The following is a 13,930-nucleotide window of genomic DNA, read 5'->3' on the forward strand; positions in this document are numbered from 1 at the left end:
ATAGGTCGTCTCATCGATCCTTATTCAGTCACTTGCGCCTGCTCAGGGACAACCAGCGCCATGATCAGGTAGACCAGCACGATCCCGCCGAAGCCTGTGAAAAACGCCAGCACGGTCAACAAGCGGACGATGGTCGGGTCAATGCCGATGTATTCGCCCAAGCCCGCGCACACGCCCGCGATCATGCGGTTGGACGCGCTTCGAGTCAATTGTTTGTAGTTGGTGTTCATGTGTGTACTCCTTTCGTTGAGTAGGTGACTGTCACTTTTGAAGTGACAGTCACCTTTTGATTTCTAGAAAGGCATACGCAGGTGGATTGACGAAGTTGCAGTGTTAATTTCCCAAAGGAGAGTCATAAGGCGTAATCAAGAATTCAGGTAACATGCTGACACTGCTTTTTACTTCCTCAAGGTTTTTCATGTTCTGCACTTTTTCGTAGACCATTAAGACTGCCTGAATACTGTCGTCCACGACGCGACTCATCGTTTTTTCATTTAAGTAGATGTAAGGCAGAGAAAGAAACCATTTGTCTTCTTGTTGACTGTAATATTTGCGGATATGGGCAAACTGCTGGTGAAGCGCCTCATCCTTCACAAAAGGCAGATAAGACGGCGGGTCTGGATATTTCATAATCAAACGCCAGAAAATGTTTTCGGGGTGATCTCTCACATAGAGTTGATCTAATCCGTACCAATCATCTTTGACAATCCCCACAGATTCTTTCCGATTCTTTTCAAATAGTTCTTTGAAATCTCGTTTAGTTGCTGCGCCGATGCGTTTTGCCCACGTGATGTCACAGATCAGGTGAAAGAAATAACCGAGGCGAAAACTGTAAAGTTTAATGTTGTCTGTTGGATTGACATTGCGTAGATATTGGTCGTAAAACACAATATCATGAATGGCATCTTCACCCTCGCCTTTTTTCAGAAAGTGGGTAACTTCTTTCGGAGGATCAAATTCTGTCCAGTCTGCATTGGGGATTCCCGAATCAGGTGAGAGATTACCAAAAGAAAATGCGACCTCGTCTAGTTCAGGAAAATATTTCAACAAATTTTCGGCGATGCGAAGGTGTGAAATCCAAGTTCCCATTTATTTATACTTCCTACTTTCCAAATAATTCGCCACTGCCGCCCAGAGCAAAGCGAGCCCGATCATCACATAGACGACAGCCTGCAATCCCAGCCAATTGAGTTGGGATATTCCAAACACAGTGAACAAAATCCCAACAACGCCGTAAAAAATTGTGTTCCGCAAATAATCCGAGCCGACGCGTTTCGATTGCAGGATGTTCCTCTGCATCAACGCCTCCATCGCGCGGACTTGTTCCTCGTGCAGATTCTTGCACGCGAGCGAATCCCCTGCGTGTGCGGCGCAATCGGAGCATAGTCCGCGCTGGCAGTATTTGCAGAGGGCAATGGCGGGTCTGTTGGGATGGTAAAAGCAATTCATTTTTTTACCGCTAAGCACGCGAAGTGCGCTAAAGTTTAATTTTTTTCTTCGCGGTCTTAGCGCCCTTTGCGGTTCAAGATTTTAGACTTTCTTCAAAGGATGCCTCACCACCGTCTTCAACTTCGCGGGATCTGCTTTGCGCGGATCGCCGAGATAGATCTCGGGGTGCAAGCCGTTCGGTCCGACGTTATCGCGGTAGCCGTTTTCGGCCGCGAGGGCGCGCATGATCTCGATGGTGGCGGGTTCGGTGGCGTACGGTCCGATGTGCATCATCTGCGCGCAGATGCCTTCTTCAAAATGACTCAGCCGCACCTTCGACAATTCAGGCGAGTCGCCTTTCTTCTTGCGGACTTGTTCCATCCCCTCCGCGAAAATATCTTTGGTGATGACAGCGGGTTGCAGGATCATCAACGTGAAAGACCAATTATCTTTTTTACCCACGTCAACATTCACATCTTGTATGCCCCACAATCCTTCCAATGCCATCACGGGATAATCTATCGCGTTGGTTTTGTGCTTCTTCAACATAAACTTGAGCGTGTACGAAATACTGTACAAGGCTTGAGTCGCTTCGGCGAAGGCGGGCGAGTTGCCAGGCTCTTTTCCTTTTTCGATCACGCCGTCTATCATTGCGAATTGCAGTCTAGGCACTTTGACGATCTCCGCTTTCTTTGCGGAAGGCGCGTACAAATATTTCAATTCCTTTTTCAGATCAAGAGTCTTCATGGCATTCTCCTTGTTTACTTCTCTACCTGTTTACCTGTCTACGTGTCTACTTCTTGCTCTCCTTTGAAAATAACATCCTCGCCATACTTTTCCCTCAACACATCCACCGCCTCTTGTAGTTTGCGCGACTTCTCGTTGTCCACATCCCACAAGCCGAGTTGACGGATCGGCGCGCCGAGTCCGCTCACGCCGACGCCGATGAGGCGCACATATTGATTCGGCTTGCGGACTGCTCGCAACAACTCCAATGCGGCTTTTGCAATTTCATCCTCTTGATCGGTGCGATGGTTCAACGTTTTTTGCCGCGTCAACGTGGTGAAATCGGGCCAGCGGATCTTCAACTTGATCGTCGAGCCAGCCAGTTCATTTTTTCGCAACTGCCGTGCCACCTCCGCCGATTGTTCGCGCACAGTTTTCTCCAACATTTTGTCGTCGCGCACATCGCGCGAAAACGTGATCTCCTGACTGACGGATTTCGTCTCGCGCTCTGTGACAACAGCGCGATTATCAATTCCCTTGGCATGATGCGCAAGGTCGCGCCCATTCTCGCCGAACAAGCGGATCAAATCCTCTTCGCGCCACCTCGCAATATCGCCGATCGTGTGGATGCCCAGCTCGGCGAGTCGCTTCGATGTTTTCGGACCGACGCCCCATAACATATCCGCTGGCAGTGGATTCAAGAACGCCGCTTCTTCGCCCGACGGGACGACTGTCACCGCATTGGGCGGCTCAGTTCGCCCGTCGGCTTTGATGCGTTTCAGCGCGAGCGCTTTGCCAACCTCGGTGGCGATCTTCGCCACAAGCTTGTTCGACGCGATCCCAATCGAGCAGGGGAGATGCAGTTCGTCGCGGATGCGAGTCTGAAGTCCGCGGGCGATGCGTTGTGAGTCATCCTGAATATCCGAGATGTCGAGGAAAGCCTCGTCAATTGAAATCTGTTCCACCAACGCGGTGAGGTCGTGGAGTCTCTCCATCACTTGTTTTGACACGTCGCGGTAGGCGCGATGATTTCCCGACACGACGATCAGCCCGGGGTTGAGTCGAAGTGCCTGGCTCATCGGCATGGCGCTGCGGACTCCGTTCCGCCTCGCGGCATACGAGCAGGACGCGACGACTCCTCTTTCCTCGGGTCTGCCTCCCACCGCGAAGGCTTTGCCGCGAAGTTCGGGGTTGCGCGTCTCTTCGACGGAGCAGAAAAAGGCATCAAGGTCCAGGTGGAGAATCGTTCTAGGCATGGTGTAATTTTCACCGTCCCGCAGGCTTGGATCAGAGGTGAAATCCATTCAGGAATCCTGCGAGGCGTTTACATTATACGAGGAGAAAAGAGTCATCCAGCCGATATTGAACATTTGTTAAAGAAAAGTTATACTAGAGGCGTATAGTCACTGAGGAACTTTTCGACGTTTCTATCGTCGTAGTCAATTGGAACAAGAGGAGAAGCCTATGAAAACCCGATTCCATGCACTTTCCATCATGGTGGTGTTCGCGTTGATGTTGTCGCTCCTGCCAGCCGCCGCAACCGCGTCGTCTGTAGCGGCGGCGCAGTCATGCACCGATAGGGCGCAGTTTATCGCCGATGTCACCGTCCCCGATGGTACCCGTTTTGATGCGGGCGCGGCATTTACCAAAGATTGGAAGTTAAGGAATGTTGGCACCTGCACATGGACGACCTCCTACTCGCTGGTATTCGATACCGGTGAGAAAATGGGCGCCACCACCTCCAGTAATTTTGCGAATAATGTTGCCCCCGGTCAGATCATTGACCTCACCGTGAACATGACCGCGCCCGCCACCGCAGGTCATTACATCGGTTACTGGAAATTCAAAAACGCCTCCGGGGCGTTGTTTGGAATTGGCGCAAGCGCCAACAAAGCCTGGTGGGTCGAGATCAATGTCGTCGGTTCTTCGACCACGAACGTAGTCTACGACTTTACCGCAAAGGCAAATGAAGCCACCTGGTCGAGCGGCGCGGGCGGGCTTTCGTTCCCCGGGAATGACGGCGATGCAAAAGGCTTTGCCATCAAGAAAGATAAGCCGAAGTTTGAATCAAGTGTCGAGATGGCGCAGGCGGGCATGTTGTTTGCCCCGCAAAACCTCACCAACGGATTCATTCAAGCGCGTTACCCCGCCTTCAAAGTGGAAAGCGGCGATAAATTCCAAACCCGCGTGGGATGTGAATTCAATGCAACGTCATGTTATGTTGCCTACCGGCTCGATTACGAAGTGGGGAGCACGATCCGCACGTTTTGGACATTCCGCGAACGCTACGAGGGATTGACCTACGATGCGAACATCGACCTCTCTCCGCTTGCAGGTCAGGAAGTCAAATTCATTTTGTATATTTCCGCGTATGGCTCGCCCGTGGGCGATCGCGCCCTATGGGGTAACCCGGTCATCGTCCGAAAAGGAAGCGCTCCTCCTCCAACTGCGACCGGCACACTTGCCACCTCCACACCGACAAAAACACCCGCCCCGATCACGCAGACCGTCCAGCCATCGTCATGCGATAAGGTGCAGTTCGTCTCCGACGTGACTGTATCCGACGGCACAACCTTTGCGCCCGGTCAGACGTTTACCAAAACCTGGCGATTGAAGAACGTCGGCGCGTGCGCATGGTCGACTTCATACCAAATGGTATTCTTCAGCGGCGAACAAATGGGCGCGCCCTCCGCCGCGGCATTCTCGCGCGCGGTGGAAGTGGGGCAGACCATCGACATTTCGGTGCCGATGATCGCGCCCTCTGCCGCAGGTTCCTATCGCGGTTACTGGATGTTCAAGAACGCCAGCGGCGCGTTGTTTGGTATTGGCGCGCAAGCAAACAAACCCTGGTGGGTCGATATAAAAGTTTCAGGCCCAACAGTAACGCCTGGCGGACCCAGCAAAACGCCAACCTCCGCAACCTCAACAGCCACTGCGGGACCGACCGTCACGCCCAGCCCCAACACTGCCTATGACTTTGCCACGAACGCGTGCGCCGGCACCTGGTTCAGCGGGGCTGGTCAATTGCAGTGCCCCGGCGCCGACGGCGATGCAAAAGGATTTGTGTTGAAACTTTCCAGCGCAAAACTCGAAACCGGCGCAACCGACAACCGTCCGAGCATCCTCACCTTCCCCCAAAATGTCTCCAGCGGATACGTTCAAGGCTTCTTCCCCGCCTTCAAAGTGCAAAACGGCGACCGCTTCCGCGCCACCATCGGATGCGAAGGCGGCGCGACCCTCTGTTACGTTGCCTACCGCCTCGACTTTCAAACAGGAAGCGACCCGATCGCCACGCTATGGGGACCGTTCCTCGAACGCTACGAAGGACAAGTGTACAACGTGGATATTGACCTCTCGGCGCTCGCCGGTAAAGATGTGAAATTCATCCTCACCGCGCTGGCGGTGGGTCCTGCCGCTGGCGACCGAGCCTTGTGGGTGGGTCCGCATATTTTCCGCCCAACAGGCGGCGGAGGCGCGTTGCCAGACCTCGCCATCAACTCCCTGAGCGTATCCTTCCCGAACCCGAGTTGTTTCAACCCCGGTGAAGCGCTGGGCTTGCGCGTCAGCGTGACCAACAGCGGACAGGCGGCTGTGGGAAGTTTCATTGTGCAGTCCGGGAGCGCCCAACAAACCGTCAACGGCTTGGCAGTGGGCGAATCCAAATCCGTATTCTTCACAAGTTTTGCCAACCCCGCCACAGTGACAGTTGATCCGGGCAACACCGTTGCTGAAAGCAATGAACAAAATAATACGCGCGCTGAAACCTTGCCGACCCCAACCCCTCCATTGCCATGCGGAGGCACGCCAACTTTTACAGCCACCCCTAACCCGCAGAACCCAACCCCAACCTTTACGCCCACCCCTAACCCGCAGACCTCAACACCAAACGGCTGGAACCGTTTCCAAAACGATAAATACAAATTCTTTGTCATGATTCCGCCCGACGCCTCGGCTGGCATGAGCGAAAACTCCGGTCGCGCCGATCTACAATTTGCCCCGAACACCAACCTGCGCGAAAAATACCTCGCCATCACCGTCACTGAAAACGCCGCATCCTGTAAATACGCCAGCGGGTCTGCCGTCTCCTCGAGCAATGTCACCATCAACGGCGTGCAATTCCTCAAAGAGAGCGGCTCGGAAGGCGCGGCGGGCAGTTTCTTCGATTGGGTCAGTTACTCCACCGTGAGCAACAACGCGTGCGTCAACCTCGCCTTCGTGCTCAAATCGGTCAACCCTGGCAACCTGCCCACGCCCCCGCCGGTCTTCGACAAAAACGTCGAGTCGGCGATCTTCGACTTGATCATCAACACCTTTGGATTTTTCCAATAGGATGCATCGCCTCTTTTCCGACGAGAAGCCTGGTCCGCCCGACCGGGCTTTTCTCTAGCCTCATCTTTTCCCCCTCTCCCCGCAGGAGAGGGCAGGGGTGAGGGAGAGTTAATGTCCCTCGACCGATCCACCATCCTCCTCGCCGACGACGATCCCACCATCGCGGATAGCCTCGCGCCGTTCCTCGAACGCGCGGGATTCCACGTGTTGGTCGTATCCGACGGCATAACCGCGCTCGATAAAGCGCAGGCGCATCACCCCGAGTTGATCATCCTCGATGTGCTCATGCCGCGCATGGATGGGCGCGAAACATTGCGCCGCCTGCGGAAACTGAACATCTGGACCCCCACCATCCTGCTCACAAAAGTCGGCGAAGCCTCCGAACGCGCCCTTGCCCTCGAAGAAGGCGCCGATGACTACCTCAACAAACCCTTCGATCCGCATGAATTGTTGGCGCGCATCCGCGCGGTATTGCGGCGGGCGCGCCCCGGCGAACGATCATTATCCACAGCCTGGTTGCTCACCGCCGGCGAACTTGTGCTAGATCGCCGCGCGCGTCGGGCTGCCATCGCCGGTGAAACCATCGAACTCACACCCAAAGCGCTCGCCGTATTGGAATATTTGATGACCCATCCCGATGAAGCCATCTCGCGCGAACGCCTGTTGGATGTGGTCTGGGGTTGGGAATATCCCACCGGCACGCGCACGGTAGACACGCGCATGGCAGAACTCCGCCGCGCCTTGGACGATAACCCTTCCGAACCGCGCTTCATCGAAACGATTCCCAGCGAGGGCTATCGCTTCATCGCGCCCGTTCATGGAGAAGGGTAAATGCGACGACTTTCAGGAAGATGGTTGAGGTACGCCAAACTCACACTGCCGCTCTGGGTGGGACTGCTCCTCGCCGGGCTGGCGTGGTTTCTGCTACCATTCGCGCCTCCCACACTCACAACAATCGACATTGGCATCTTCGGTTTGGTGCTTGGGTTATCCATTCGCAACACGGCAGTATTCGCATTCCTGTTGGGTTTTTTTATCACCGGCGTTATTGTATTCGTTCGATACTGGGACAAACGCCGCGCAGACGAGGCGCATACGCTCTACGCCGATTACGTGGAAGATGCGCAACAAAAACGCCGTCACTTTTTGAGGCGGCTCGATCACGAGATAAAAAACCCGCTCACCGGGTTACGCGCCGCGCTCGTCAATTTACAGGAGGCGCAAGCGGCAGACGAGCGCTCGCAAGCTGGGCAAAACGCGAATAGGGCGGTCGAACGCCTCACGCGCCTGCTTACCGACCTGCGCAAACTCGCCGACCTCGACGAGCGTCCCATCGAGCGGTACGCAGTCAATGTGCCGGACCTGCTCGAGGATGTGGTGGAAGGCGCGCGCGCCATCCCCGCTTATGAAGGACGGAGCATCAGCCTGTTGATTCCAAAAATCCCATCGCCATTCCCCATGCTCACCGGCGACCGCGACCTGCTCGTGCTGGCGGTGTACAACCTCGTCGAAAACGCGCTCAAGTTCACGTCCGCGAATGATTCGGTGGAGGTGCGCGCAATGGAGGACGGCAGGGCAATCGTCATCGAAGTGGCAGATTCGGGAGCGGGCATCGCCTCCGAAGATTTGTCGAAAATATTCGATGAGTTATATCGCGGGTCGAATGCGCGGAGCACAGAGGGGAGCGGGTTAGGGCTTGCACTCGTCAATCGTATAGCCATTTTGCACGGTGGAGGATGCGGGGTGCGCTCCAGTCAGGCGGAACCGCGCGGGACGGTCTTCTCGCTCCGTTTGCCGCGACGATAAACAGCCATCTCAAGCGGGGTATAGTTAAGATGTCACAAAACTGTGACATCTTTGCGACAGGCTTGTAACATCGGGGGAGTATGATAAACGTATGAAAACTTATCCCGATACCGAAACCATGTTGATAGCCACCGCCCAACGCGGCGACTTGGATGCGTTCAACCTGCTTGTGTTAAAGTATCAGGATATGATGTATCGTGTTTCCTTGCGGGTCACACACAACGAACTCAGCGCGGAGGATGCCACCCAGAACGCGTTGACCCAGGCTTTCAATAGCCTCCGGTCGTTTCGCGGCGGGTCTTTCAAAAGTTGGCTGGCGCGGGTGGCGATCAATGCCAGTTATGATGAACTGCGGCGCGAGAAACGTCACCTTGCCATGCCGCTCGAGCCATATAACAACGAAGGCGAGGAGATCGAATCGCCAGCCTGGCTGATGGACCTCGCGGCAGGTCCGCAGGAGTTGGCTGAATCCTCGGAGGTGCAAGAGGTCCTCCGTCGTTGCATCCGCGCCCTGACGCCGGATTACCGCCTGGTGGTAATCCTCGTAGACATTGAAGGGATGTCGTATGAAGAAGCCGCGCAAGCGACGCGCGTGCCGGTTGGAACGGTGAAAAGCCGCCTCGCCCGCGCTCGAATGCAGTTACGATCCGCGTTGAAAAAGGTCGAAGACCTGCTTCCCTCGGCATACCGGGTCGAGATGCCCAGTTTTTCTCATGCCTGAATCAAACTTGGACGGGGTTAGGTTGCGCGGAGCACACGCTCCGCGCAATTTTTTGTTGCTATAATGAAGCCGAGAAATGTTCTTATTAACTCGCCTTACGCAGTTAACTCCGTAATGCGAGACTGCGAAGCGTCTCGCTTGTTAGGCTACTCTTGCGCAAGAGCGACATGAATGTCGCATTACGAGAAACAAATCGATAAATTTCAACCCAGGAGATCGATCATGAAGCGTTGGCATGGATCGTGTATCGGCGCGTTAATTGTCTTGCTTGCGGGCGGCGCTTCCTTGTTGTTTATTGTGCCGGTCGGTGGGGCGATGTTGGTGGGCATCCCTCCGGTGTTCGATATGTTGACCGGTTGGGCGGTTTGCCCCGGCGCTGTTTCCATCGACCAGGAAGAATATAATCGCGGACCCGTTACAACAAGCCCGAGCGGTCCCAGCGGTCACCAGGAGGAATGGACGTGCGCCTTTGAAGATGGAACCACAAAAGTGGTTCCCAACCAGGAGATCGCGATCAAAGGACTGGGCGCGTCCTTCACTGCGGTTGGCGTGTGCGGCGGGACGCTGGTTTTAGTTCTTGCCGGCATCGCGGCAATCATCGGCGGACGTGTGGTGAAGCCAGCGAAATAAAGAAACCGCAGCGACTCAAAGGCTCGAGTCGCTGCGGTTGACGAACAAGTTGCTCAACCTGATTATCTTGCAAAATGCTTTAAGACGCGGATGAACGCTAATGCATGCTGATGAAAAGAGCGAAACAATCTGCGTCTTCTGCGCGCTTTGCGGTCGGCGTCCAACGCAGGTTTTGTCTTATGACCGATAAAGTCTGTTTATTGCTCATCAAGGAATAACGGGAATATCACAACGGCAGGTCGCGTAGTTCCAGGTTCCGCCGAATTGCATGCAAGAGTTGAGTTCTGTCATGCTGGGAGCACAACTGGTGGGGGTTTCTCCTCCCTCGGCTTTTGGCGGCGCAATAAAAGGACAAAGCCCGGGTTCACTGCCATTGGGTTCGAATCCGACTGCCATGCGGCAGGAATTATCCAGTTCGAAGACCGATTTGATCGGATAGAAATTCGGCAACCCCGGGTCTGCCGCGCCTGCCTGATCGTGAGTGTAATGGTCGCTGAAATCGAACAGGGATGGGTCAAGGTTTCCATGACCCGCCCACATATCGACCATATACAAAGGCGGGTTGCCAACCAATGCGCGCTTGACGGCGATTTCAACTGTATTGGCATCGTTGGGCGATTCGCGAATCCACGCGCTGTCTGGATCGTTCCCTTTTCCGTTATCAAATAAGTTGGCTTCAAACCCATCGCCTCCGGGAGCGCCCTTATCAGATACCATGGCGGTCAAGTTCCCCACATCGCGATTCGCATCCTGATACACTTGAACGCCGTCCGTTGTCCACTCTGTGGAGGAGGGATTCAACGCAACAACGAGATAATTGCCCTTGCCGTTGACATCCGTATCCAGTTGCATGGCAAAACGATACGGCGACATATTCACCGCCGCCCGGTCGACCACTTTGATTGTGCCGTAGAGCCAGGTTTCATCCTGGAATACGAACGTGTCCACAATATCGAGTTCGGGATAGTAAATGTCCATCGTGTTGGCGTTGAACGGGCGCTCGAATCGTTCGAAGGTGAACCTGTCTCCGCCGTTGGATTTTTTCTCGTCCGCCGTCACCGACGAATCGTAGTCGCCCGCATGACTACTTCGATTTTCGGGCAGGTTCGCGGGGATGGTTGTATGTTGGATGCCGATTTCGGTCGGCGGCGGAACCGGCGTTTCTATCACGGGCGAGATCAGCGTTGCCGACGGCTCGACGACAGGCGCCTCGGTGGGCGTTGCCTGGCTGGGCATGTTACATGCCAGAATTGTCGCGAAGGTTACGAATAAGATCAGGATGGTTTTATGGCTTTGTCGTTTCATGGCGGTTCACCTCGAGTGGCGATTGCTTCTTTATACGGGAACTGTCGTGAAGCATGTCAGCCATGACACGAAGAACCGCTGTTCGTTACTCCCCCAATGGGGTGGATGAAACTTCACATCCAATCAAACTGATTCAACCACCGTCGGTCGGCGAGGTGAATATTCTTTAGCTCTACCGTTTTTAACGGGAAACCTTTTTTTCAAACACAAAGGACACGACGGTCACAAAGGAACGAGCCCTTTGCCTTTGTGTACTTTGTGCCCTTCGTGGTGAAGCTCTTTCCCGTTGATTACGGGAGACCCTATTCTTTTTACTTGCAGGCGGGCAATTCAAACTCCAAAGCCTGGCTGAATTGCTCGAGGCTTGCCTGATCAGGCGTGGGAAATACGACCAGAGTTTCTCGAATATGGTGTTGGTCAAGAATCTCAGACCAAAAGCGACCCGTATAGTCGATCCCCGCGTCGCTGAACGCCAACTCATACAGCCGCAGATTACCGGTTTGGCATTCATCCAGAAATTTATAGGTGTCGTAATATTGGAAAATGATCGCGAAATTTTCGGGAGAATAGTACTCATTCAGGGCGGGATTTGTGACATCGCAGAAAATGACCGTATCGAAGTTGATCACCGAGTTTAAGGCTTCGCTCTTTCTTGTGACCGTAAGCCGAAATTCCGTTACCGTGTAGCTCTGCTCCCAATCCCCATTGGTAAACTCTGATTCTTGATAGCGTCGGGCTTGCTCCACCTCCGCGTCGCTCGATAGGGTGGAGGGACAGTTCTGGGGCGCGTTTGATTCTTGTTCCGGGGTGGCGGGAATACGCAGAGCATTGCATGCAAGCGTCAGGAGAGCCATGCTGACCAGTAACACTTGGGTGTGTTTCACGCGATCATCCTTTCCGTCATTCCGAAAAAAGATATAACTGGACTTACGCAGTTGGCGGGCAGTTGTACTGCCGCCGCAGTGCAACTACGGCGCAACGGTTAAACTGCGTAAGCCCTATATAAAACAGGGATACGGATCGAATTCGCATCCCTGTTGATAATGCTACTTCCCCAACTTCTTCTTGAACGCTTCCGTCAACGCGGGGACGATCTGGAACAAGTCGCCGACCACGCCATAGCGCGCCACTTTGAAGATCGGCGCGTCGGGGTCTTTGTTGATCGCCACGACCATCTTCGCCGAGCGGATTCCCGCGAGATGCTGGATCGCGCCAGAGATGCCGCAGGCGATGTACAGATCGGGCGCGACGACTTTACCCGTCTGCCCAACTTGATTCGAGTATGGGATGTAGCCCCCGTCCACTGCCGCGCGACTTGCGCCGACTGCGCCGCCCAACACAGACGCAAGATCGCCAACCAACTTGAATCCTTGATGCGCGCGCCAAATTTCGGCTTGCTTGTCGTCGAGTCCAGCAGGCGGTTGCAGGGACGGATTATTCGACACGCCGCGTCCGCCCGAGACGATGATGCCCGCGTCGTTGAGACTGACTCCAACATCCGCAACGCTGTAGCCTTCGACGGTTGTGAGCGCGTCGGTCTTCGCTTCCACTTTTGTGATTGTCCCAGTTTTGCCAGCGACTTTTTCTGGCTTCGGAAATGCGCGTCCGCGTAACGTGATCAATTGCGGTTTTGCGGAGGTAGTCACCTTCTCAAACAATTTTGCTTCGTAGATCGGACGTGTCACAACAATCGAATCGCCGTTCACTTCAACGGCGGTCGCGTCGGTGATGACGTTGGTGTTCAAATCCACGGCCGACATGGCGGCGAACTCACGGGTGCGAGTCGTTGTGGGGAACAGAATCAGGTCGGGGGTCCGAGAAGAAGCGATGGCAGAGAGGGTCGAAGCGTACGTCTCAGCGCGAAAATCCAAAAGAGCCGAGTCGTCTGCAACGAGCGCGTCATCCGCGCCATATTCCAACGCGGCTTTCGCCACATCATCCACGCCAGAACCAAAAACCAAAGCAGTCGTCGCGCCGAAACTTTTTGCGAGTCCCAACGCCTCCCACGATGTGGCTTGCGCTTCGCCTTTGAAGTGATCAATGTAAACAAAAATTTTCATAACACTTTCTCCGCGATGAGTTTGTCGGCAAGTTTGTCGGCGATCTCGGCGGGGCTTTCGCCCGAAATAATTTCCACCGACGTGTCGCGCGCGGGCGGGTTCATCAACTCACTGCGTTTGATGATCGCATCGGGCGCGGCGATTCCCAGATCGCTCAACGACCACACGGGGATCTCGGCTTTCGACGCTTTGCGAATTCCCATGAACGACGGATAGCGCGGCTCGCCGATGCTTTGCACAACGCTGATGACTGCGGGCAGATTCGCTTTGACAGTTTGCCTGCCCTCTTCGATGACTCGTTCAACAGTCACGCTTCTTTCTTGGACTTTGATCTGCCCCGCCAACCCCAGCAGTGACCACCCTAAAGCGCGCGCCGTCTGCGCGGACGTGAGTCCTGAACCGTTGTCGAGCGTTTGCCGCCCGAACACGACCATGTCCACGCTGCCGATCTTTTGGATCGCCGCGGCAAGGACACGCGCCGCGCCAACTGTATCTAAATTATTTAACGCGGGGTCTGAGACGAGAATAGCATCGTCCGCGCCCATTGCGAGCGCGTGCTTCAACGCCTCCTTCGCGGATTCGGGTCCGATGCACAACGCGGTGACTGTGCCGTTTGTCGCTTCCTTCTGCTGAAGCGCGCCTTCCACCGCGTACTCGTCAAATGGATTGATGACCAGCGGCGAGTCGCCTGTGTTGATTTGCCCATTCTCGGCTTTGATCTTCGCTTCCGAGTCTGGGACTTGTTTGATACATGCGATGATTTTCAATTGTGACTCCTGAAATTATGATTTCTTGTTATCCGCCTTGCGCAGAGCGTCGCGGTAAGCGCTATAAGTATTCAACGTGATTTACCAGTTCCTCTTCGGTCATTGTTTCTGCAATCAAAACCAAGCCCTCGATGTTTTGGCGCATGGGCGTTCTTTGA

General features: G+C 54.5%; 14 protein-coding genes. 5 read left to right on the forward strand and 9 right to left on the reverse strand.

What is annotated here, in order from left to right:
* Window positions 1–20: 20 nt before the first annotated feature.
* From IPM31_09870 to dinB, 5 genes are all read right to left on the reverse strand, one after another.
* Window positions 21–230 carry a PspC domain-containing protein gene (locus tag IPM31_09870; GenBank protein ID MBK9007285.1) on the reverse strand — a complete coding sequence of 70 codons (210 nt, stop codon included), beginning with the start codon at window positions 228–230 and terminating at the stop codon, window positions 21–23.
* A gap of 103 nt (window positions 231–333) precedes the next feature.
* Entirely contained in the window at window positions 334–1,089 is a 756-nt protein-coding gene (locus IPM31_09875; protein MBK9007286.1) for a zinc dependent phospholipase C family protein, read from the reverse strand.
* Window positions 1,090–1,449, reverse strand: coding sequence for a hypothetical protein (locus IPM31_09880; protein MBK9007287.1), 360 nt, complete (start codon window positions 1,447–1,449; stop codon window positions 1,090–1,092).
* Between the two features lie 81 nt (window positions 1,450–1,530).
* A complete protein-coding gene (locus IPM31_09885; protein MBK9007288.1) occupies window positions 1,531–2,175 on the reverse strand; it encodes a GyrI-like domain-containing protein in 645 nt (214 codons plus the stop codon).
* Between the two features lie 38 nt (window positions 2,176–2,213).
* Window positions 2,214–3,458 carry a DNA polymerase IV gene (gene dinB, locus IPM31_09890; GenBank protein ID MBK9007289.1) on the reverse strand — a complete coding sequence of 415 codons (1,245 nt, stop codon included), beginning with the start codon at window positions 3,456–3,458 and terminating at the stop codon, window positions 2,214–2,216.
* Between the two features lie 160 nt (window positions 3,459–3,618).
* Here dinB and IPM31_09895 point away from each other — a divergent pair, with 160 nt between their 5' ends.
* The 5 genes from IPM31_09895 (at window position 3,619) to IPM31_09915 (ending at window position 9,640) form a co-directional block, all read left to right on the forward strand.
* Window positions 3,619–6,483: a hypothetical protein gene (locus tag IPM31_09895; protein ID MBK9007290.1), complete on the forward strand. Its 2,865-nt coding sequence runs from the start codon at window positions 3,619–3,621 to the stop codon at window positions 6,481–6,483.
* A gap of 111 nt (window positions 6,484–6,594) precedes the next feature.
* Window positions 6,595–7,314 (forward strand): response regulator transcription factor, encoded by a 720-nt coding sequence (locus tag IPM31_09900; protein ID MBK9007291.1) that lies wholly within the window; start codon window positions 6,595–6,597, stop codon window positions 7,312–7,314.
* Window positions 7,315–8,289 carry a HAMP domain-containing histidine kinase gene (locus IPM31_09905; GenBank protein MBK9007292.1) on the forward strand — a complete coding sequence of 325 codons (975 nt, stop codon included), beginning with the start codon at window positions 7,315–7,317 and terminating at the stop codon, window positions 8,287–8,289. It abuts the gene before it with no gap.
* A gap of 91 nt (window positions 8,290–8,380) precedes the next feature.
* A complete protein-coding gene (locus tag IPM31_09910) occupies window positions 8,381–9,010 on the forward strand; it encodes a sigma-70 family RNA polymerase sigma factor (protein ID MBK9007293.1) in 630 nt (209 codons plus the stop codon).
* Window positions 9,011–9,232: 222 nt separating this feature from the next.
* Window positions 9,233–9,640, forward strand: a complete 408-nt coding sequence (locus IPM31_09915) for a hypothetical protein (GenBank protein MBK9007294.1) — start codon at window positions 9,233–9,235, stop codon at window positions 9,638–9,640.
* A gap of 207 nt (window positions 9,641–9,847) precedes the next feature.
* Here IPM31_09915 and IPM31_09920 read toward each other — a convergent pair whose 3' ends face one another.
* From IPM31_09920 to IPM31_09935, 4 genes are all read right to left on the reverse strand, one after another.
* On the reverse strand, window positions 9,848–10,945 hold the full coding sequence (locus tag IPM31_09920) for a hypothetical protein (GenBank protein ID MBK9007295.1): 1,098 nt from the start codon (window positions 10,943–10,945) through the stop codon (window positions 9,848–9,850).
* 311 nt (window positions 10,946–11,256) lie between these two features.
* Window positions 11,257–11,829, reverse strand: a complete 573-nt coding sequence (locus IPM31_09925; protein ID MBK9007296.1) for a hypothetical protein — start codon at window positions 11,827–11,829, stop codon at window positions 11,257–11,259.
* A 162-nt stretch (window positions 11,830–11,991) separates the two neighbouring features.
* Window positions 11,992–13,005, reverse strand: coding sequence for an electron transfer flavoprotein subunit alpha/FixB family protein (locus IPM31_09930; protein ID MBK9007297.1), 1,014 nt, complete (start codon window positions 13,003–13,005; stop codon window positions 11,992–11,994).
* The gene (locus IPM31_09935) at window positions 13,002–13,772 is read right to left on the reverse strand and encodes an electron transfer flavoprotein subunit beta/FixA family protein (GenBank protein ID MBK9007298.1); all 771 of its coding nucleotides are present in this window, start codon (window positions 13,770–13,772) and stop codon (window positions 13,002–13,004) included. The genes IPM31_09930 and IPM31_09935 overlap by 4 nt, the downstream gene beginning before the upstream one ends.
* Window positions 13,773–13,930 lie beyond the last annotated feature (158 nt).

The organism is Candidatus Defluviilinea gracilis, from assembly GCA_016716235.1.
Classification (GTDB): Bacteria; Chloroflexota; Anaerolineae; order Anaerolineales; family Villigracilaceae; genus Defluviilinea; species Defluviilinea gracilis.